A 20,925-nucleotide genomic window follows, 5' to 3' on the forward strand; every position below is an offset into this window, starting at 1 on the left:
AAATTTCCGCATTTCGAACGGGTTGTGTCTAGGTTCCGGTCCCACCTGAGCGGATGCGCAATATTGTTAGCTTCGCAACACCTTAGTTTCCGGGGGGAAATTGCCCATCCCCCCCCTTTTGACTGCTTCCAAAGCGCCCGCCTGTTGTGCTATCAAGAGAACTGGGATGACGCCCGCACCGGCGCTCTCGTCTTTTCAGAAACGTGAACGCGCTGAAACGATTCAAAAAGCATATGAACTGGGCGAAAAATTCCACACCGTCGCATCGACGCTTCTCCCTTCCCTTTCCCGGTTGCCTGTGGGTGGGCGTGGCTTTCATCAATCTGCTCGTCTTGGCCATGGGGGCCTTCTTTTTATACAATAGCCGCGATCAGCACATACGACGCGCCGAGACCACCACCGAAAACCTTTCGCGCGTTTTGGAACGCAGCCTGGCCAGCATGTTCGCGGGGTTGGACATGGCCCTCATCGAAACCGCCGACGACCTGCGGCTGAAAGGCCTGGCCCCTTCCTCCGGGAACGAAGACATCCTGCGCGCCCACCTGGCGCGCTGTCAGAGCCGCTGGCCCGAACTCGACAACCTGCGCGTGGCCGACGACAAGGGAAACGTGCTGGCCAGCGCCGTCAAGCAGCCCGAAGCCTACCCGAACATCGCCGACCGGGACTATTTCAAGCAGTTGAAGGACTCACCCGCCGCGGGACTGGTGGTTTCCTCCCTCCTGTCCAGCCGCGTCACCGGCAGGCACGCCGTGGTCCTGGCCAGACGCCTCTCCCGCGAGGACGGATCCTTCGCCGGTCTGGTGCTGGCCCCCGTGCTGTCGCAAAAGCTGGACCAGACCCTGGCCATGGCCGACGTCGGCCCGGACGGCACCATTACCTTGTGGACCCCCGATTGCCGCGTCTTCGCCCGCTATCCCGACATGGGCAAGGAAGACAACCTGCTGGGCGGATCGGCCAAGTCCCCAAAGCTGCACGACTATGCGGCGTCCGACAAGCAAGAAGCCATCAGCTACTTCTGCACGGGGCTCGACAACGTCCGACGCCTCTACACGGCCCGAAAGATCTCCGGCACGCCCTTTCTGCTCACCGTGGGCATGAGCCTGAAAACAACCTATGCGGAGTGGCGGCGGGAAATCATGGGATTCGCGGCGCTGTACCTGCTCTTTCTCCTGTCCACCACGACGAGCGCGGCCCTGCTGCAGCAAAGTTGGCGACGGCAACGGAAAGCCTTCTCCGATCTCAGCCATCAACAGGAATTCACGACGAAACTTCTGGACAACATGGCCGACGGGGTCATCGCCTGCAACACCCGGGGAGAACTCGTCATCTGCAACCGAACCGCCACCGGCTGGCACGGCGTGGACGCCACCACCGTATCCTACGGCCAGTGGTGCGCCCGCAGAAACCTGTTCCACGAGGACGGACAAACCCCGGTCCAACAGGGGGAAGGCCCCCTGGACCGCGCCATAGCCGGCAACTTTCTCGCCAACGAGCCCCTGGTCATCGCCATGCCGGGACAGCCGCCCCGCCACGTTCTGCTGAGCGGCGGCCCCTTTTGCGACGCCTCCGGCCACTTTCTCGGAGCGGTGGTGGTCATGCGCGACGTCACCGACATGCGCCTGGCGGAACAGGCCCTGCGCCGGCTGGCCAACCGCCTGATGGAAGCCCAGAGCATCGCCCTGGTGGGCGACTGGGACCTGGACGTGGACACCGGAATGGCCACCTGCTCCCGTCAGGCCCTGCGCATTCTGGGCCAGGACATCTCCCAGACCGTGGTCAGCTTCGCGCGCATGGGCACCCTCTACACTCCCCAGGACCAGGAGCGGCTGCGCCAGGCCCGGGAGCACGCCCTGCGACAGGGCATCCCCTACGAACTCGAACTGTGTCGCCCCGACGCCAACGGCGTGGAAACCTACATCCTGGCCAAGGGGCACCCCGAACGCGACGACACGGGCCGAGTGACGCGCCTTCACGGGTCGCTTCAAGACATCACCGAGCGCAAGCGCACCGAACAGCAACTCAACGCCAGCGCCTTTTTCCTGAAACAGACGCAACAGATCGCCCGCCTGGGCGGTTGGCGGGTGAACACCCGCACCAACCAGGCCTGCGTGACCGAGGAGTTGCTCGCCCTGCTGGAATTGCCCGGGGACACAAATCTCAGCTTCTCGGAATTTTTGAGCTTCGCCCGGCCCGACTGCCGGGAATGCGTGGAAGCCGTCATCGAGGCGGCCAAGCTCTACGACCGGCCGGAGTCCATCGAATTCGAAGTGGTCACCGCCAAGGGCAAGAGCTTTTGGGGTGAACTGCGCGTGATAGGCCTTTTCCCCGACGACCGGGGCGGGCCCATTGTGACCGGCGCGCTGCAGGACATCTCGCAACGCAAGGCCTTCGAACAGGAACTCATGGAGTCCAAACGGGAGGCCGAGGCCGCCAGCAACGCCAAGTCGGAATTCCTGGCCAATCTGAGCCATGAAATCCGCACTCCGCTCAACGGCGTCATGGGCATGCTCCAACTGCTGGCCGAAACCCCGCTGGATGGCGAGCAGAACGAATTTCTGGAAACCGCCCTCCAGTCCAGCCGGGACCTGTTGAGCATCTTGAACGATATTCTCGACCTCTCCAAAATCGAGGCCGGGAAGATGTATCTGTGCGCCGAGCCGTTTCGCCCGGCCGGGCTGGCGGAATCGGTCTGTCAGATCTTTCGCACCGAAACGGCCCGAAAAGGCCTGCGCCTGGACTGTTTCATCAGCCCGGAGTTGCCGGACAAGGTGCTCGGAGACCGGACCCGGTTGCGCCAAGTGCTTTTCAATCTGGTGGGCAACGCGGTGAAATTCACCGGCCAAGGCGCCGTCACGGTCTCGGCCGGGGTGAGCGCGGGCGGCGACATGCTGGAATACACCGTGGAAGACACCGGCGTGGGCATTTCCAAGGACATGCGGACCCAGGTGTTCGAACCCTTTGTTCAGTCCGACGGGTCCAACACGCGCAACTATTCCGGGTTGGGACTGGGGTTGGCCATCGTCAAGCGCCTGGCCGGACTCATGGCCGGCGAGGTCCATCTGGAAAGCGAACTCGGCAAGGGGACCAAGGTGACCTTCCGCCTGCCGCTGGTGCGCCCCACGGCGCAAACCTCTGCCGAATCCTCCAGGGACAAAACCGCCGCCGCGCTTCCCCCCGGCCTGGTCATCCTGCTGGCGGAGGATGACCGGGTGAACCAGATTTCCACACGGCGCCTGCTGGAAAACCGGGGCATTCGCGTGCTGTGCGCCGACAACGGCCGCATCGCCCTGGACATTCTCGCCCGGGAGCCCGTGGACATGGTGCTCATGGACGTGCAAATGCCCGAAATGAACGGCATCGAGGCCACGCGCGCCCTGCGCGACGAGGCCCGGTTCGGGGCCAAGAGCCGCCTGCCGGTTCTGGCGCTCACGGGGCACGCCATGAAGGGGGACGAGGAACGCTGCCTCCAGGCCGGGATGAACGCTTTCGTCTCCAAGCCCATTGAAATCAGCGCCCTGCTGGTCGCCATCGCGGCCAACCTGCCCCGCAAGGCTCCCGACGAAACGGATGCGGCGTAACCGGGGCGTCGCTTTTTCTCTTTCCTGACCCGCGAGCCGCAAGTACCACCGCGCCGCGGGAACCCGCCTCGCCTTGCCCGCTTCCGCATTGAACGCCCACCGATCGCCGCGCCAAGCGGTTTGCGGGGATTTGACGACCAAATCGACAGAAAAATAGGACTTCGTCACGAAAAGGACGAATTCTGCGTCCTCCCCGCCAGAACGGACGAATTATGCGTCCACGCCCTGGCGGGAGAGGATGCGACGCAACGTATCCTTTGAAATGCCCAGCTCCCGGCAGGCCGCATTGCGATTGCCCCGGTTGCGCTCCACGGCTTCGCGCGCCGCCCGGTAGCGGACGGCCTCCATGGTCAAGGGGGAAGCCGCGGGTCTGGCCCGGACGGCGGCCTGAATGTGCAGCGGCAGGTGCGCGGGCTCGATGGGACCGCCCGGACAGAGGATACAGGCGTATTCGATGATGTTCTCCAATTCGCGGATATTGCCCGGAAAGTCGTAACACAGCAGGATGTCGAGCACTTCCCGGCCAAAACCCGAGATGTCCTTCCGGGTGGCCAAGCGGCAGCGACGCAGGGCGTGTTCGGCCAGCAACGGAATGTCCCCGCGCCGCTCGCGCAGGGGCATGAGTTTGATCTGCACCACGTTGAGCCGGTAAAACAGGTCATGGCGAAAGGTCCCGTCCTCCACCATGCGGGCCAGGTCGCGGTTGGTGGCCGCCACCACGCGCACGTCGGCGGAAACGCTTTCCACACTGCCCAGGGGCTCGAAAATGCGGTCCTGCAACACCCGCAGGATCTTGGCCTGAAGGGGCAAAGGCAGGTCGCCGATCTCGTCGAGGAAAATGGTCCCCTTCTCGGCCAGGTGAAAACGGCCGGGCTTGTCTTTGCGGGCATCGGTAAAAGCTCCGGCCTTGTAGCCGAACAGCTCGGATTCAATGAGGTTTTCCGGTAACGCCCCGCAGTTGACATCCACGAACGGTCCGTCCGACCGGTCCGACAGACGATGAATGGCCTTGGCGAAATGCCCCTTGCCCGTGCCCGACTCTCCCAGCAGCAACACCGTGGAGTCGCTCTGGGCGATGAGCGGCAGGGTCTTGAGCAACTCGCCCATGTAGGGATTCGACGTGGTGAAACTGTCCTGGCAGGGCATGTCCTTGAGACGGCCCGAGGCCTCCACCCCCAGGTCCCGGAACGTCTCCACCCCGCCGATCACCCGTCCCTGGTCGTCCCGGAGTGGGGCCGCGCTCACCGAAACGCAGACGCGTTTGCCGCCCTCCCCCTCCAGGGTCAAGGTCCGGTTGGTGAAGCTACGCTCCTGGGCGATGCTGGTTGCGAGCAGACAGATTTCCTGACAATTCGTATAGTTGAAGACCTCGTGGCACGTGCGGCCCACGGCGTCTTCGACCCGGACCCCCACGATATCCGCCGCCGCCTGGTTGAAGAAGATAATGGTCATCTCCTTGTCCACGCAAAACACGCCGTCCGCCACGCTGTTTACAATGAAGGCGTTGAGGGATTCGCAGGGGAAGGGGGTGGGGGCGTTTGCCATGCCAGTCTCCGGGGATGCTCTTAAAAGCATTGTGCTTGACGGATAGCCGACGGTCAACACGCCCGGACGGAAACGGACGAAAAATTCGTCCATTGCCTGGCGTTCCAGCAAGTCCTGATCGCTGACTCACTGAAATCGCGGGGCAATTCCTTATGGCATGAAACGTGCTTTTCTCCCGGAAGCCATGCGGCCGACAACGATTCGCCGTATGAAAAGGCTTTCCGGCCGAAAACGAGCCACGCGCGAAGGCATGACGCGCGCGTTTTCTCCCGAAAGCCGTAAGCCTTTTCACGCGGTAGAGATTGTCCCGCGCCCAGGGAGACAACGCCCATGAACCACGCCCCCCGTCCAGTCAGCACCGTGCGTCGCCTCGGACGCGGGGATGCGTCCGCGTGTGCGTCGCGAAAAAATGTCATCGAATGTTTTCCATCTCCCGACGGTTTTGGTATGTGTGCGCATCGGTCCGCTCCACGGCGGTACCGAGCGTCGCGCTTGGCCCGCGCCCCGGTCGCGGACGCTTCGGGCGGGCGCAAACCGTACCGAAACGGCGTCGGTCCGTCCGCTGTCCGGGCCGGCTGCCGCCTCGGGAAACACCCCCTGCGGGGCAAAACGCGTTGCATCTGGCGTCATGCGGGTTCGCCCCCCTTCACGATCGACAAACCACGCCGATAGAAGTCCGCTATCGCGTACGGAGGTATGATATGGCGCTTTCCGTCCAGACCATCGTGGACACGACCAAAGAAATCACATCCCACTGGAAAACCGAGAGGGGAGGGCTCATTCCCATTCTGCAGCAGGTGCAGGACGCTCTCGGCTACCTTCCGCCGGAAGCCATGGAGACCATCTACACCGAGCTCAAGATCCCCAAGGCCGAGGTCTACGGCGTGGCCACCTTTTACGCCCAGTTTCACCTCAAACCGCGCGGACGCAACATCATTCGCGTCTGCCGGGGCACGGCCTGCCACGTTCGGGGAAGCGCGCGCATCATGACCACCGTCAAGGACCTGCTGGGCATCCAGGAGAACTGCACCACGGACGATCTGCGCTTCACCCTGGAGCCCGTGGCCTGTCTCGGCGCATGCGGCCTGGCTCCCGTCATCATGGTCAACAAACAGACCTTCGGCGGAATGGAGCCTGGCAAGCTGGTGAAGATCCTCGACATGTTTCAATAGCGCCAAGCAGGAGCCAAGCACTATGCACATCATTCACACGCTCGAGGAACTGGCCGAAATTCGCGACCGGGTCAGCGCGCGGATGCTCGTCAGAACCCGCAAGGGCCCCCAGGAGCAAAAACCCGGCGAGCCCATGATAGGCGAAGGCAAACACGCCAACGTGCTGGTCTGCGGCGGAACGGGTTGCTCGTCGGGCGACAGCGCCCAGATCATCGCGGCCCTGAACGAACAAGTTCCCAAGCTGGGCGAGAACTCCGGGGTCGAAGTCATCCCCACGGGATGCCACGGCCTGTGCGAGTTGGGACCCATTGTGGTGATCTATCCGGGCGGCACTTTCTACTGCAAGGTCAAGGCCTCCGACGTTCCCGACATCATCGAACAGCATCTGGTGGGCGGAACGCCCGTGGAGCGCCTGCTCTACTCGGCCAAGGGCGAAGCGCGCGTGGAGCGTTACGGCGACATCCCCTTCTACAGCCGTCAGCTGCGCATAGCGCTCAAGAACTGCGGCTCCATCAATCCCGACGACATCGAGGAATACATCGCCCGCGACGGGTACCAGGCCCTGGGGCAGGTGCTGAACGCCATGACTCCAAAGGAAGTCATCGCCGAGGTCACCACCGCCGGTCTGCGGGGCCGCGGCGGGGCCGGGTTCCCCACCGGCTTCAAATGGGAGATGTGCGCCAAGCAGCCCGGTCCCAAGCGGTTCATCATCTGCAATGCCGACGAGGGCGACCCCGGCGCGTTCATGGACCGCTCCATTCTCGAAGGCGATCCGCACAGCGTGGTCGAAGGCATGCTCATCGGGGCCTACGCCATGGGCTCGGACGAGGGCTACATCTATTGCCGGGCCGAGTACCCCCTGGCGCTCAAACGGTTGCAGAGCGCCATCGCCCAGGCCGAGGACCGCGGTCTGCTGGGCGACAACATCTTCGGGTCGGACTTCAGTTTCCGACTGCACATCAAGGAAGGCGCGGGCGCTTTCGTCTGCGGCGAGGAAACGGCCCTCATGTCCTCCATCGAGGGCAAGCGGGGCATGCCCAAGCCGCGTCCCCCCTTTCCGGCGGTGAGCGGCCTGTGGAAGGAGCCCACCAACATCAACAACGTGGAAACCTGGTCCAACGTGCCCCAGATCATGCGCAAGGGCGGGGCCTGGTACGCCTCCATGGGCACCGACCAGTCCAAGGGCACCAAGGTCTTCGCCCTGACCGGCAAGATCAAGCACACCGGCCTGGTGGAAGTGCCCATGGGCGTGCCGCTGCGCGAAATCATCATGGAAATCGGCGGCGGCATCCTGGGCGGCAAGGAGTTCAAGGCCGTGCAGATCGGCGGCCCCAGCGGCGGCTGCCTCACCAAGGAGCACCTGGACCTGCCCGTGAGCTACGAATCGCTCTCGAAAGTGGGAGCCATCATGGGCTCGGGCGGCATGGTGGTCATGGATGAAGACACTTGCATGGTGGACGTGGCCCGGTTCTTTCTCGAATTCACCCAGCGCGAGTCCTGCGGCAAATGCATCCCCTGCCGGGAAGGCACCAAGCAGATGCTTCTGCTGCTGGAAAAAATCTGTCGGGGCGAGGGCGTGATCGAGGACATCCACACCCTCGAAGAACTGTGCATGATGATCAAGGAGATGAGCCTGTGCGGCCTGGGACAGACCGCGCCCAACCCCGTGCTCACCACCTTGCGCTACTTCCGGCACGAGTACGAAGCCCACATCCTGGAGAAAAAGTGCCCGGCCAAGGAGTGCCCGGCCCTTATCAGCTATTTCATCGTCGCGGAAAAGTGCAAGAAGTGCGGTTTGTGCGCCAAGCACTGCCCCGCCAAGTGCATAACCGGCGTAAAGAAGCAGACACCATTCGTCATTGACAGTTCGTCGTGCCTGAAGTGCGGAAACTGTCTGTCGTTCTGTCCCGCGCACGCCGTGATCAAGGTCTAACGCACCTCGTGGAGGCACATGCATGAACAACACCATCGCCTTGACGATAGACGGACACCTCTGCGAGGGTGATCCCAACGATACGATCCTGGATGTTGCGCGCAAACACGACATCTACATTCCCACCCTGTGCCACCTGGAAGGCCTGCCCTCCATCGGCGCGTGCCGGCTGTGCGTGGTGCAACTGGAAGGCAGCCCCAAGCTGCTGCCCTCCTGCACGACGCAGATCACAGCGGGCATGGTGGTGCACACCAAAACCGAGAAGCTCGTCAAGTACCGCCGGCAGATTCTGGAACTTCTGTTCGCCGGACGAAACCACTTCTGCATGTTCTGCTCGCAAAGCGGCGACTGCGTCCTGCAGAAGCTGGCCATTGAATACGGCATGGACAGCGTGCGGTATCCCTTTCTTTATACGGACTTCAAAAACGACGCCAGCTCGCCGCATATGCAGCTCGACCATAACCGCTGCATCCTGTGTCTGCGTTGCATCCGGGTCTGCGCCGAAAAGGTCGGAGCCCATACCCTGGACCTGTGCCACCGCGGCTGGGAAGCCCGGGTGGCCGTGGACCTGGGCGTGAACCTGGGCGAAAGCGACACCTGCGTGCAGTGCGGGGCCTGCGCCCAGGTCTGCCCCACCGGCACCATCACCCTGCGGCAGTTCGCCTACCGGGGCCGCACCACCGACTGCGACGCCGTGGTCAAAAGCATCTGCCCCATGTGCTCGGTGGGCTGCCAGATCAACGCCTATGTGCGCACAGGCAGCGTGGTGCTGGTTCGCGGCGTGCTGGGCGACAGCCCGGACGGCGGTCAGCTCTGCCATCGGGGCCGCTGGTGGCTTCCCGAATCCACGGAACGCGAACGCGTCACCGAGCCCATGATCCGCAACGGCGCCAGCTTCCGCAAAGCCTCCTGGGACGAAGCCCTCTGGCTGGTGGCCCGCAAACTGCGCGAGTCCCTGGCCGGAAAGCGAGCCGGAGCCATCCTCAGCGAATACGCCACCAACCAGGAGCTGACCCTTTACGGCGGTTTCTTCCGCCAGGCCCTGGGCATGGAATACGTGGACTGCTTCCGGGGCGACTCGCTGCGCGGCTTCAAGAACGGTTTCAAGCACTTCGCCGACCAGGGGTGCAGGCCCTTCACCACGGCCAGCAACATCCTGGACAGCGACGCGGTCATCGTGCTCAACGCCAATCCCCAGGACGAAGCCCCGGTGGTGGCCAGCTACATCCGCGTGGCCGCCATCAACCGCAAGGCCCCCCTGGTGTGCGTCTCAAGCGGCGTGGCGCCCTTCAAGGGCATCTGCGACGTGGAGCACCGCCTGGCCCCCGAGGAATTCCCCGACTTCGTGCTGGCCATCATCCGGGCCATGGACGGACAAGCCCCAACGGGCCCCCACGCCCAGACCGTGGCGGCCATTCGCGACATCCTGGCCAAGGCCAAAAAGCCCATCTTCGTGCTGGGGTCGCTGCTGGCCCACCAGTGGCCGGCCGTGACCTACGCGGTCAACCTGGCCATCAAGCTCAAGGCCTTCCGCGGCAAGGACATCGCCGTAGTGCCCATGATCCGCATGGGCAACGGCCTGGGCACCATGGGCACGGTGCTTTCCGACACGCCGTGGCTGCGCCAGGTGGACCTCGACTTCCTGTTCGTGCAACTCATGGGTCTGGTGCCGGTGAATTCCGCCTCGCTCGAACCCATGTCCAAGGTGAAGTTCGTGGTGCTCCAGACGCCCTACAAGCTCCATCCCTACATCAACCTGGCCGACGTGCTGCTGCCCGCCCAGGCGTGGAACGAACGCGACGGACACTTCTTCACCCTGGAAGGCGACCGCCAGGCCGTGAACATGATCGTGCCTCCCCCGCCGGGCCTTCTGGAGCACGACACCCTGCTGCGGGACCTGGCCGCCAAGCTCGGCGTGAACTTCGAACCCGCCGAGTCCTCGGCCACCACGGACCTGTACAAGGCCCAGCTCGCCCCGGACATGGTTGAGCCAGCCCCTTACCCCAGTGAGGTGTAGATCATGAAGAAAACAACCATCGCCTCGGTCTGGCTCGAATCCTGCGCCGGCTGCCACATGTCGTTTCTCGATGTGGACGAACGCATCACCACGCTGCTCGAAAGCGTGGAGCTGACCTACACGCCCATCACCGACATCAAGACCATTCCCCAGGTGGACATCGGCATCATCGAAGGGGGGCTGGGCAACGAGGAGGAGGTGCACCTGGCCAAGGAACTGCGCTCCAAGTGCAAAATCCTCATCGCCTGGGGCGACTGCGCGGTGTTCGGCGGCATCAACTGCATGCGCAACTTCATTCCGGTCCAGGACGTGCTGCGCGGCGGCTACGTGGACACCGTGACCACGGTGAACCCCGAAGCCATCCTGCCCGGACAGGACCTGCCCAAACTCCTGCCCAAGGCGCTGGGCATCGATACCGAAGTGGCCATCGACGTGCACGTTCCGGGGTGTCCCCCCGATGCGGACACCATTTTATACGTCTTCACCGAACTGCTGCGGGGCAATCTTCCCAAGCTGCCCCCCAGCATGATGCGTTTCGACTAAAGAGGGTCGCCGTATGGAAAAAAACACCGAGCGGACCATTGTCATAAATCCCGTCACCCGCATCGAGGGCCACGGCAAGATCACCGTGACCCTGCGCGAAGACGGCTCCGTGAAAAACGCCAGGTTCCACGTGACCCAGTTCCGCGGATTCGAAGTGTTCACCAAGGGGCGGGACTTTCACGAAATGCCCGTGATCACCCCGCGCATCTGCGGCATCTGTCCCGTGAGCCACCACTTGGCGTCGGCCAAGGCCTGCGACGACATCATCGGCGTCACCCCGACGCCGGAAGCCAGAAAGTTGCGCGAACTCATGCACATGGCCCAGTTCGTTCAGTCGCACGCACTGTCGTTTTTCCACCTGTCCAGCCCGGACCTGCTTTTCGGGTTCGACGCGCCCCCGGAAAAGCGCAACATCGCGGGAGTGGCCCAGGAGTTTCCGTCCCTGGCGCTCATGGGCATCGGCATGCGCAAGTTCGGCCAGGAAATCATCAAGACGCTGGGAGGAAAGAAGATCCATCCCTGGCACAGCATTCCCGGCGGCGTGACCCGGGCCCTCAAGATGGAGGAGCGCGACCAGATCCTCCACACCCTGCCCGGCATCAAGAACAGTTTGCGCTCGGCCATGGATATCATCACCAAATACCTGGATGACCACGGCGACGAAGCCAAGCGCTTCGCCACCATGGAAACGCCCTACATGGGGCTAGTCAAGAACGGACAGCTCGAACTCTACGACGGCATCATTCGGCTGCGCGCCCCGCGAGGACGCATTCTTGATGAGATCCAAACCGCGGACTACTTCAAGTTCATCGGGGAGCACGTGGAGCCGTGGAGCTATCTGAAGTTCCCCTTCTACTTGCCCCTGGGCTACCCGTACGGCGCCTACCGCGTGGGACCGCTGGCCAGACTCAACGCCTGCGACAACATCGCCACGCCCGAAGCGGCCAGCGCCTTGTCGCAGTTCCGCAAGAGCAGCGAGGACGGCATCGTCCATTCCACCATGTACTACCACTACGCGCGCCTCATCGAAGCCCTCTATGCCATGGAGCGCATCGAAGAGCTGGCCGTGGACAAGGACATTCTGGGCTCGGACCTGCGCGTCACCTCCAATGAAATCAGGCCGCAGGGCATCGGCATCGTCGAAGCCCCGCGCGGCACCCTTATTCACCACTATGAAGTGGACGAACAAGGGGTGGTGACCAAGGTGAACCTCATCGTGGCCACCGGACACAACAACTACGCCATGAACAAGGGTGTGGAGGCCGTGGCCAGGGAATACATAACCGGAGGCGAAGTCCGCGAGGGCGTTCTGAATCGCATGGAACACGTCATACGGTGCTACGACCCCTGCCTGTCCTGCTCCACCCACGCCGTGGGACAAATGCCTTTGCTCGTGAATATCGAAACCGAGGCCGGTGATCTCCTACAGCAACTGCGCTCAAGCCACTAAATACATGCGACGCGCCCGGAACAGCCATGCTCCGGGCGCGTCCGACCATGCGCACGGTCGAAACACATATGCGGGTGTGTGATGCGAATGTATATCGCGGGATACGGTAACTGCTACCGTCAAGACGACAGGGTGGGGCATGTTTTGGCCCCAATGATCCATCAATGGCTGGAAAATAGAGGCATCGCGGCGGAACTGTCGCTCGAACTGCAGCTTTTGCCCGAAACGGTTTACGATCTGGCCGGAATGGATTTCGTCCTCTTCGTCGACGCCCATGCCCAACCTCTGGAAAATGGCTATCGTTTTACGGAAGTACGCCCCGATTCAAGCCCACCCGGCGCCAACCTTCATATCATGAGCCCCGGTCGCCTTCTGGCCCTCATGGACGAGCTGGGGTTGCCGAAACCGGCCAAAGCCTTTCTGCTCACCGTGACGGGGCATTCCTTCGACTTCACGGAAGAGCTCACGCCTCAATGTCTTTCCAGTGTGTATGACGCCTTCACCGCTTTTACGACTTGGTGGAAAGAGCAGCTATTGACATGATAACAGGAAGAAGCGCTTCTTGTTCACGATGTTTCCCGCACGACTAAAGACTACTCAAACGAACTTTCATATTACTACAAAACAAGACAAAAAACACACAACATACTTCACCCAATAAACATTTACACCATATACATGCAATCAAATAGAATGAAGGAAGAGAAGCCTCATCACAACACTACAATCCCCCAAGCCATCCAGAAGAAACGATTCCCCAGTCAAACCTACGAATTGCTCTTTATAAGTACACATCGCCGACATGAAAAGCCGCATGAAGCGGTATGACACGGCACACAATGTCTCAAATTAGTAATTAAATTTCAATGTGTTATGATAAATTGCCATCCGACAAACACCACACCTAACAGGGAGGGTTTAAAGAACTCGCCAGGGGATAATTTAAGTTTGCAAGTTTGGTGCCTAAAAAAAGTTTTGCCACAAAGGCCATTATTATGTAGTGTTCAGTGAATCAGCAAGAACCAGCTAAATTTTGTTTGAAGGCTCATGAAGAGACGTATTTCTTCATGCGCAAAACAAGGGAAAAGGAGGTGCCGAGCCCCAGGGGATCACGTTTGGCATGCGGCTTGCTTTAAGGCTGTCCCTGGCCCAAAAACCGGAATGTAGAGCATAGAGGAGGCACAATGCCCGGAACCAAGGTGAACCGTTGGCTGATTCTTTTTGCCAGCCTGATTTGCAATTTAATTATCGGTTCGGCATATGCTTGGAGCATATTTCGAAATCCTCTAATGAAAGCCATTGGTTGCACAAACGCTGAAATTTCTATTGCATATTCGCTCAATCTCGGTTTGGTTCCGCTCGCAATGATTGTCGCAGGACAACTTCAAGACAAACAAGGCCCTAAGAAAATCATATTTTTCGGCGGTATCGTTTTTGCCCTTGGAATTGTCGGTGCAGGTTTCTCCCATAGCCTTTCGATGATTTACGCCACCTATGGCGTCCTTGGGGGCCTCGGCATCGGCATCGTTTACGGCTGCACGGTCCCCAACACGGTCAAGTTCTTCCCCGACAAGCGCGGCTTGGCGGCAGGCTTGGTGGTTGGCGGATTCGGCTCCGGCGCCGTCCTTCTCGGTCCGCTGTCCCAGCAACTCATCACGTACTTTTCCGGAACCGTTCCCGGTTCGGGAGTTTTCGACACCCTGAAGCTGCTGGGCGTTATCTTCCTCGTTATCATCTGTGCATGCTCCCTTCTTATTACCGCTCCCCCCGCCGGGTACGTTCCGGCAGGATGGACTCCGCCCGCTCCCGCCGCTGGGGCATCTCACGCGACCAGTATCGACAAGAACTGGAAAGAGATGCTGGGCGATCCCATTTTCTACGTGCTCTGGTTGATGTACGTCGTGGGTTGTATCTCCGGCCTCATGTTCATCGCCCACGCCTCGCCCATCGCCCAGAAGGCGACCGGCATCACCCCTGGTGAAGCCGCGGCAATCGTCATCACCGCCTTGGGAGCGTCCAACACCCTGGGTCGTATTTTCTGGGGTTGGATTTCCGACAAAATCGGCCGTTACATGTCCGTGTTGCTTATGTACGTGATTTCAGGCGTGGCCATGCTCGCCCTCGCCAAGGTGTCTACCTTGCCGGTGTTCTTGATCATCACGGTCGCCATCGCGTTGTGCTACGGCGGCGTCATGGGTATTTTCCCCTCCATCACGGCTGACAATTTCGGCGCCAAGTTCCTCGGCATGAACTACGGCGTGTTGTTCACCGCGTTTGGTGTCTCCGCTCTCACTGGCCCCACGTTTGCGGCCAAGATAAGCGACATGAACCATGGTGACTACGGTCAGGCTTTTCTCATCGCCGCCGGTCTGTGCGGACTTGGCATAGTGCTGGTTCTTATCGCCATGGCGAAGCATAAGAAGCAAAAGGTCTAGCAGATCCAAGTTTAATCAAAGCATATATAAGGATTCATCATGAATAAGGTCACTACGATTGAGCAATTCGTCGACAAGATCGAAGACGGCGCCACCATTATGATTGGCGGCTTCCTCGGCGTTGGCTCCCCCTTGAAAAGTATCGAAGCTTTGGTAAAAAAGGGCGTCAAAGACCTCATCCTTATGTCGGATGTGTCTACATACCCTGGTGGCAACTTCGACTTGGCTCCTCTTTTCGCCAACAAGCAAGTCAAGCGGTTCATCACCTCGCATACCGGGACCTGCCCCGAACTGCAGGCGGTGTTCAAAGCGGGAGACGTCGAGGTGGATTATTATCCCATGGGCACCTGGGCTGAAAAGGTTCGTTGCGCCGGCGCCGGTCTTGGCGGCGTGTTGACGCCCATCGGACTTGGCACCTTCGCTCAAGAAGGTCGGCAAATTATCAACGTCGAGGGGCAGGATTATATCCTTGAGCCTCCCTTGAGCGCCGACTTCGGAATCATCAAGGGATGGCGCGCAGACAAGCTGGGCAATATCGAATACCGTGGAATTTCCATGAACTGTAACCCCGTCATCGCAACTGCCACCAAAAATACTCTCGCCGAAGTCAACGAGATTGTTGAAATCGGCGATATCGACCCCCGGATGGTGGGCACTCCGAGCATCTACGTCCAGTCAATCGCTCTGGGCATGACCTTGGAAGAGCAGCAGAAAACGTATACGGACCTGTGGGTTCGCACAAAGCAATTCAAGTCCTAAGTATCGACCCGAACCCTACAGAATCAAAAAGGAAATGACCATGTCGAAAAATATAATCGCCCAGAGGGCCGCCTTGGAACTTTGTGACGGCCAAGCAGTGAATTTGGGTTTTGGTATTCCGACTTTCGTCGCCAACTACATTCCCAAAGGCATCAATATATTCCTGCAGACGGAAAACGGCGCCTTGAACTTCGGCGGGACCCCCGAACTTGGCAAGCAAGATTGCGATGTGGCGAATGCCGCATCGCAGCCCGTAACACTGCTTCCCGGCGCTTCCATCTTCGAATTGTGCGCTTCTTTTGGGATGATTCGTGGCCGTCATATTGACGTTACCATTCTTGGCGCTCTTGAAGTCGACCAGGAAGGCAGCATCGCCAATTGGGCGCGCCCACTGGCTCCTGGTAAATTCACTCCTGGCCCTGGCGGCGCCATGGACCTTTGCGGTGGCGTGAAAAAAGTCATTGCAACCTTGTTGCATGTTGACAAAAAGGGTCAGTCCAAGGTTCTCAAGAAATGCTCGTTGCCTCTGACCGGCTATGGCTTGGTGAACGTCATCGTCACGGACAAGGCTGTTTTCTACGTCAATAAAGAAGGTCTCGTGCTGAAAGAAATCATTCCCGGCATGACCGTCGACGACATCAGGGCCATTACGGATGCGGATTTCACCGTGTCCCCTGACCTTTGCGAGTATCGCACGAGCTAGGTATCTCTACTCGGAGGGTGGTTATTTCGAATAAGAAATAACCACCCTTACGATTGAATTTATTGCAAAGAACTTTCATTCGTAATAAAGCGTCTGAATCGCACCCCATAGGCATGCGGTCAGACTCGAACTTCTAACCATCCAGGAGGATGCCGTGAATTTCAATCTTACCGAAGAACAGGTCCTGATTCAGAAAATGGTTCGTGAATTCGCCGAGAACGAAGTTCAGCCCATCGCCGCTGAAATCGACAAAACCCACAAGTTCCCCGAAGCGACCGTGAAACGTATGGCTGAGCTGGGTATCCTCGGTCTGTCGATTCCTGAAGAGTTCGGTGGCTCCGGCGGCGACACCCTGTCCTACGTCCTGGCCGTCGAGGAACTCTCCCGCGTGTGCGCCACGCATGGCGTTATCCTGTCCGCCCACATGTCCCTTGGCGTGCATCCCATCATGAAGTTCGGCACCGACGCCCAGAAGAAAAAATACGTGCCCGACCTGGCTTCCGGCAAAAAGCTGGCCGCTTTCTGCCTGACCGAGCCCGGCGCTGGTACCGACGCCGCTTCGCAGCTGACCGTGGCCGAGAAGAAGGGTGACAAGTACATCATCAACGGCTCCAAGGTGTTCATCACCAACGGCGCCTACGCCGAGTCCTTCATCGTGTTCGCCATGACCGACAAAGCCGCCGGCCTGAAGGGCATCACCGCCTTCATCGTCGAGAAGAGCTTCCCCGGCTTCAAGGTTGGCCAGGTCGAAGACAAGCTGGGCATCTGCGCTTCTTCCACCACTGAGATCATCCTGAAGGACTGCGAAGTGCCCGTCGAGAACATGCTGGGCGCCGAAGGCAAGGGTTTCGCCATCGCCATGCAGACCCTGGACGGCGGCCGCATCGGCATCGGCGCCCAGGCTCTGGGTATCGCTCAGGGTGCTCTTGAAGCCGCCATCACCTACTCCAAGGAGCGCAAGCAGTTCAAGAAGCCCATCAGCGCCAACCAGGGCATCCAGTGGTACATGGCTGAGATGGCGACCAACGTCGACGCCGCCCGCCTGCTGGTCTACCGCGCCGCTTGCATGAAGGAAGAAGGCGCCCGCTTCAGCAAGGAAGCCGCGATGGCCAAGCTGTTCGCTTCCGAGACCGCCATGGCCGTGACCACCAAGTCCGTGCAGATCCACGGCGGCATCGGCTACACCAAGAGCTACCCGGTCGAGCGGATGATGCGCGACGCCAAGATCACCGAAATCTACGAAGGCACCAGCGAAGTCCAGAAGATGGTCATCGCCGGCAACATTCTTGCTTAATTCTTTGGTGAGTATCCATGAAGAAAGTCATTGTGTGCTATAAATGGCTGTTGGACGGCGCGGACATTCGCGTCAACGAAAGCACTCGCAAGCTCGACCTTGAGAAAGCGAAGTGGACGTTGAACGAGTTCGACCGCAACGCCATTGAGGCTGGAGTTCAAATCAAGGCCGCCACTGGTTGCGAACTCGTCGGCATCACCGCTGGCGTGAACACTGAACCTTCGTGCAAGGACGCCTTGTCGCGCGGTCTGGATTCCGTCACCTACCTGAGTGACGCCGCCATGGCTGATGTCGACAGCGGCGCTACCGCCAAGGTTCTTGCCGCCATGATCAAGACGCTCGGCGATGCCGACGTGGTGATCTGCAGCGAAGGTTCCAACGATGAGTACGCCCAGCAGACCAGCGCCCGCGTGGCCGCCCTGCTCGGTGCTTCTTCCGTGACCTACGTGAGCGCTTTGGAAGTCTCCGGCACCGCTCTTAAGCTCAGCCGTAAACTGGATGATGGTCTGGAAACCATTGAAGTCAGCGGACCGGTTGTCATTTCCGTGTCGCCCGACGTCAACGATCCCCCCATCCCCAGCGTGAAGCAGATCCTGGGCGCGAAGAAAAAACCCAGCGCCGCCATGACGCTTGATGCCGCCGGCCTGAACGCCGACGCCATCAAGCCCCAGCTGGCCACCGTCAGCGTGCTGGCCCCCGAGGTGAAGCGCAAGAAGATCCACATGAACCCCGATGGGGTTTCTATCGCGGACGCGGCGAAGAAACTGGTCAGCCAGCTCACCGCCGACGGCGTCCTCTAAAGGCAGAGAAGGAGAGCATACATGAGCGCAATATATGTTATTGCCGAAAATGCGCAGCTGGCTTGCGAGCTGGTTGGTGGCGCGAAAGAGATCAGCAAATCTTCGGCCCAGGTGATCGCTTTTGTGGCCGGGGACGAAGCCGCCGCCAAGGAAGCTATCGCCGCTGGCGCTGAAGCCGCCTTCGCCCTGCCTTTGGCCGCCGACGCCATGTGGGAAGAATACACCCCGGTGATCGCTGAGAAAGCCAAGGCCGAAGGGCCTCAGGTCATCCTCATCAGCGCCACCAAGCGTGGTCGTACCATGGCTGGCCAGTTGGCTGGTCTGCTCGACGCCCCTTGCGTGTCCGACTGCAAGAGCATCACCATCGACGGCGGCACCATTACCGCTAGCCGTATGGTGTTCGGCGGTCTGGCCCTCAAGACCATGACCACTTCCGCTCCCATTGTTGTCGCCACCGTTGGCGCCAAAACCTTTGAGCTGCCCGCCGCCGACGCTTCGCGTTCCGGCGCCGTGTCCACCCTGGCTCCTGCCGCCGGCAAGGCCAAGGTTGTCGCGCGTCAGCCCAAGGAAAAGGGCGAAGTGAACCTCGGCGAAGCCACCCGCGTGGTCGGCGTTGGCCGCGGTTACGTCGAACAGAGCGAACTGTCTTTGGCGAAAGACCTGGCCGCCGCCATGGGCGCTGAAGTTGCTTGCACCCGTCCCATCGCCGAGTTCTTCAAGTGGATGCCTGAAGAATGCTACCTCGGCATCTCCGGCCAGGTGATCAAGCCCCTGGTGTACTTTGCCACCGGCGTCTCCGGCCAGGCTCAGCACATCTACGGCGTGCGCGATTCCAAGGTTATCGTCAGCGTGAACAAAGACGAAAACGCGCCCATCAACGGTGAAGCGGACTACTACTTCCTCGGCGACATCAAGGAAGTCCTGCCCGTGATCACCAAGGCCTTCAAAGATCGCTAGGCTCGGCCTAGTGTGGAGTAACGAGGCATACCATGCCTGATTATGATGTTATAGTCGTGGGCGCTGGACTGGCCGGTAGTACTGCCGCGTACTGCATGGCCAAAGAGGGTCTGAGCGTCCTCATGCTCGAGCGGGGTGACACGCCCGGGTCCAAGAACGTTACCGGTGGCCGCCTCTATGGGCATAGCCTGGAAAAAGTCATTCCCGGCTTTGCCGATAAGGCCCCCGTGCAGCGTATGGTCACCAGGGAAACCATTTCCTTGATGACCGCTGACAGCTCGTTCAATCTGGACTTCCAGTCCCGGTTGTTCGGTTCCTCGCCGTCCGCCGCGTCGTACACCGTGCTGCGCTCGGAGTTCGATGCCTGGTTGGCTGGCGAAGCCGAAAATGCCGGTTGCGACGTTGTCTGCCCGGCTCGGGTTGACTCTCTGCTCAAGGAAAACGGCAAAATCACTGGTGTCGTGGCTGGGGATGATACCCTGACCTGCGACATGGTGATCCTTGCTGACGGCGTCAATAGCCTGCTGGCCCAGAAGGAAGGCTTGAAAAAAGAGCTCTCTCCTCACGAGGTGGGTGTTGGCGCGAAGGAAATCATCCAACTGTCTGAACAGGTCATCAACGATCGCTTCGGTGTGACCGGCAATGAAGGCGTCGCTCGCCTTTTTGCCGGCGATCCTTCCGAAGGCCAAGTCGGTGGCGGCTTTATTTACACGAATAAAGACACCCTCTGCCTTGGCGTGGTCGTGACTGTTGACCAGATCAGCACTTCGAAGACTCGCCTTCCCGATCTGGTGGAGCGCTTCAAGAGTCATCCCGCCGTTGCCCCTCTCGTCGAGGGTGGCAAGGTTGTGGAATACTCCGCCCACTTGGTGCCCGAAGGCGGGTTGAAGATGGTCCCCGAGCTCGTGGCTGACAACCTGTTGGTCGTGGGCGACGCCGCCGCCTTGTGCGTGAACCTTGGTTTTACCGTCCGCGGCATGGACTACGCCATTGCCTCTGGACAAATGGCTGCCGAGACCGTCATCGAAGCCAAAGCCAAGGGCGACTACAGCAAGGCTGGTTTGGCTGGTTACAAGCAGCGTTTGGAGCAGAGCTTCGTGCTCAAGGACTTGAACACCTATCGGCACGCTCCCGAGTTCATCGAGGGGCCGCGCACGTACACGGTGTATCCCGATCTGGTGGAAAAGATCTTTGTTGATCTGTTCCGCGTGACCGGTGAACCGGCGGTGCTGGCGCGCAAGAAATTGCTCCCGCATGTTCTCAAGGCCGGCGTCTTTGGCTTTATCAAGGACGCCTGGAAGGGAGGCAATGCCGTATGAGCATGAGCGTCGAACAAAAGCTGTCTGCGAACAAGTTCGTTGTTGACGAAGGCAATCCGCACATCATTGTGGATCAGTCCAAGTTGGACGAAAAAGCCTTGTACGCTCTGACCGTGGTTTGCCCGGCCGGATTGTACACCATCAACGAAAAGGGTGTCCTGCAGTTTGAAGTTGCCGGTTGCCTCGAATGCGGTACCTGCCGTGTCGTGTGCGCTCGGCTGCCCGAAGCCATGCAGTGGGATCATCCCCGCCCCTCTTTTGGGGTTATGTATCGGTATGGTTAAAACTCCAGGCGGTTTCCTCTCGAGGAAGTCGCATGCGATGAGCATCTGATTCGCACCAATGTAGCACTTAGGCAGCGGTCCGCGCCGGCGGACCGCTGCCGATGTGCGGCTTTACGACTTGAACGATGTACATACG

At 60.1% G+C, this 20,925-nt stretch carries 16 protein-coding genes; 15 read left to right on the top strand and 1 reads right to left on the bottom strand.

Annotation, left to right across the window (positions count from 1 at the left end; genetic code table 11):
* Positions 1-233: 233 nt before the first annotated feature.
* Complete coding sequence (locus ACYQ01_RS18930) at positions 234-3,578, top strand: ATP-binding protein (protein ID WP_459935381.1); 3,345 nt, start codon at positions 234-236, stop codon at positions 3,576-3,578.
* A gap of 210 nt (positions 3,579-3,788) precedes the next feature.
* On the opposite strand, the gene ACYQ01_RS18935 is transcribed toward ACYQ01_RS18930, so the two are convergent.
* Positions 3,789-5,123: a sigma-54 interaction domain-containing protein gene (locus ACYQ01_RS18935; protein ID WP_459935382.1), complete on the bottom strand. Its 1,335-nt coding sequence runs from the start codon at positions 5,121-5,123 to the stop codon at positions 3,789-3,791.
* A gap of 701 nt (positions 5,124-5,824) precedes the next feature.
* On the opposite strand from ACYQ01_RS18935, the gene nuoE reads away from it, so the two are divergent.
* The 14 genes from nuoE (at position 5,825) to ACYQ01_RS19005 (ending at position 20,789) form a co-directional block, all read left to right on the top strand.
* Positions 5,825-6,295: an NADH-quinone oxidoreductase subunit NuoE gene (gene nuoE / locus ACYQ01_RS18940; RefSeq protein ID WP_459935383.1), complete on the top strand. Its 471-nt coding sequence runs from the start codon at positions 5,825-5,827 to the stop codon at positions 6,293-6,295.
* Positions 6,296-6,317: 22 nt separating this feature from the next.
* The gene (gene nuoF, locus ACYQ01_RS18945) at positions 6,318-8,228 is read left to right on the top strand and encodes an NADH-quinone oxidoreductase subunit NuoF (RefSeq protein WP_459935384.1); all 1,911 of its coding nucleotides are present in this window, start codon (positions 6,318-6,320) and stop codon (positions 8,226-8,228) included.
* Positions 8,229-8,250: 22 nt separating this feature from the next.
* The gene (locus ACYQ01_RS18950) at positions 8,251-10,245 is read left to right on the top strand and encodes a molybdopterin-dependent oxidoreductase (protein ID WP_459935385.1); all 1,995 of its coding nucleotides are present in this window, start codon (positions 8,251-8,253) and stop codon (positions 10,243-10,245) included.
* Positions 10,246-10,248: 3 nt separating this feature from the next.
* On the top strand, positions 10,249-10,788 hold the full coding sequence (locus tag ACYQ01_RS18955; protein WP_459935386.1) for an NADH-quinone oxidoreductase subunit B family protein: 540 nt from the start codon (positions 10,249-10,251) through the stop codon (positions 10,786-10,788).
* 13 nt (positions 10,789-10,801) lie between these two features.
* A complete protein-coding gene (locus ACYQ01_RS18960) occupies positions 10,802-12,238 on the top strand; it encodes a Ni/Fe hydrogenase subunit alpha (protein WP_459935387.1) in 1,437 nt (478 codons plus the stop codon).
* Between the two features lie 81 nt (positions 12,239-12,319).
* Entirely contained in the window at positions 12,320-12,781 is a 462-nt protein-coding gene (locus ACYQ01_RS18965) for a hypothetical protein (protein WP_459935388.1), read from the top strand.
* A gap of 641 nt (positions 12,782-13,422) precedes the next feature.
* A complete protein-coding gene (locus ACYQ01_RS18970; RefSeq protein ID WP_459935389.1) occupies positions 13,423-14,673 on the top strand; it encodes an L-lactate MFS transporter in 1,251 nt (416 codons plus the stop codon).
* A gap of 39 nt (positions 14,674-14,712) precedes the next feature.
* Positions 14,713-15,432 (top strand): CoA transferase subunit A, encoded by a 720-nt coding sequence (locus tag ACYQ01_RS18975; RefSeq protein ID WP_459935390.1) that lies wholly within the window; start codon positions 14,713-14,715, stop codon positions 15,430-15,432.
* A 40-nt stretch (positions 15,433-15,472) separates the two neighbouring features.
* Positions 15,473-16,135: a 3-oxoacid CoA-transferase subunit B gene (locus ACYQ01_RS18980; protein ID WP_459935391.1), complete on the top strand. Its 663-nt coding sequence runs from the start codon at positions 15,473-15,475 to the stop codon at positions 16,133-16,135.
* A gap of 154 nt (positions 16,136-16,289) precedes the next feature.
* Positions 16,290-17,429 (top strand): acyl-CoA dehydrogenase, encoded by a 1,140-nt coding sequence (locus ACYQ01_RS18985; RefSeq protein WP_459935392.1) that lies wholly within the window; start codon positions 16,290-16,292, stop codon positions 17,427-17,429.
* 17 nt (positions 17,430-17,446) lie between these two features.
* Positions 17,447-18,229, top strand: coding sequence for an electron transfer flavoprotein subunit beta/FixA family protein (locus ACYQ01_RS18990; RefSeq protein ID WP_459935393.1), 783 nt, complete (start codon positions 17,447-17,449; stop codon positions 18,227-18,229).
* 21 nt (positions 18,230-18,250) lie between these two features.
* Positions 18,251-19,186, top strand: a complete 936-nt coding sequence (locus tag ACYQ01_RS18995; RefSeq protein WP_459935394.1) for an electron transfer flavoprotein subunit alpha/FixB family protein — start codon at positions 18,251-18,253, stop codon at positions 19,184-19,186.
* 32 nt (positions 19,187-19,218) lie between these two features.
* Entirely contained in the window at positions 19,219-20,505 is a 1,287-nt protein-coding gene (locus ACYQ01_RS19000) for an FAD-dependent oxidoreductase (RefSeq protein ID WP_459935395.1), read from the top strand.
* On the top strand, positions 20,502-20,789 hold the full coding sequence (locus ACYQ01_RS19005) for a ferredoxin family protein (RefSeq protein ID WP_459935396.1): 288 nt from the start codon (positions 20,502-20,504) through the stop codon (positions 20,787-20,789). Before ACYQ01_RS19000 ends, ACYQ01_RS19005 begins: the two co-directional genes overlap by 4 nt.
* The last annotated feature ends 136 nt before the right edge of the window (positions 20,790-20,925 follow it).

The organism is Fundidesulfovibrio butyratiphilus (assembly GCF_054657235.1).

What these genes read in the sequence shown, in the direction of transcription:
- ACYQ01_RS18930 (WP_459935381.1), top strand. Translation starts at nt 234, where the DNA reads ATGAACTGGGCGAAAAATTCCACACCGTCGCATCGACGCTTCTCCCTT.
- ACYQ01_RS18935 (WP_459935382.1), bottom strand. Translation starts at nt 5,123, where the DNA reads ATGGCAAACGCCCCCACCCCCTTCCCCTGCGAATCCCTCAACGCCTTC.
- nuoE (WP_459935383.1), top strand. Translation starts at nt 5,825, where the DNA reads ATGGCGCTTTCCGTCCAGACCATCGTGGACACGACCAAAGAAATCACA.
- nuoF (WP_459935384.1), top strand. Translation starts at nt 6,318, where the DNA reads ATGCACATCATTCACACGCTCGAGGAACTGGCCGAAATTCGCGACCGG.
- ACYQ01_RS18950 (WP_459935385.1), top strand. Translation starts at nt 8,251, where the DNA reads ATGAACAACACCATCGCCTTGACGATAGACGGACACCTCTGCGAGGGT.
- ACYQ01_RS18955 (WP_459935386.1), top strand. Translation starts at nt 10,249, where the DNA reads ATGAAGAAAACAACCATCGCCTCGGTCTGGCTCGAATCCTGCGCCGGC.
- ACYQ01_RS18960 (WP_459935387.1), top strand. Translation starts at nt 10,802, where the DNA reads ATGGAAAAAAACACCGAGCGGACCATTGTCATAAATCCCGTCACCCGC.
- ACYQ01_RS18965 (WP_459935388.1), top strand. Translation starts at nt 12,320, where the DNA reads ATGCGAATGTATATCGCGGGATACGGTAACTGCTACCGTCAAGACGAC.
- ACYQ01_RS18970 (WP_459935389.1), top strand. Translation starts at nt 13,423, where the DNA reads ATGCCCGGAACCAAGGTGAACCGTTGGCTGATTCTTTTTGCCAGCCTG.
- ACYQ01_RS18975 (WP_459935390.1), top strand. Translation starts at nt 14,713, where the DNA reads ATGAATAAGGTCACTACGATTGAGCAATTCGTCGACAAGATCGAAGAC.
- ACYQ01_RS18980 (WP_459935391.1), top strand. Translation starts at nt 15,473, where the DNA reads ATGTCGAAAAATATAATCGCCCAGAGGGCCGCCTTGGAACTTTGTGAC.
- ACYQ01_RS18990 (WP_459935393.1), top strand. Translation starts at nt 17,447, where the DNA reads ATGAAGAAAGTCATTGTGTGCTATAAATGGCTGTTGGACGGCGCGGAC.
- ACYQ01_RS18995 (WP_459935394.1), top strand. Translation starts at nt 18,251, where the DNA reads ATGAGCGCAATATATGTTATTGCCGAAAATGCGCAGCTGGCTTGCGAG.
- ACYQ01_RS19000 (WP_459935395.1), top strand. Translation starts at nt 19,219, where the DNA reads ATGCCTGATTATGATGTTATAGTCGTGGGCGCTGGACTGGCCGGTAGT.
- ACYQ01_RS19005 (WP_459935396.1), top strand. Translation starts at nt 20,502, where the DNA reads ATGAGCATGAGCGTCGAACAAAAGCTGTCTGCGAACAAGTTCGTTGTT.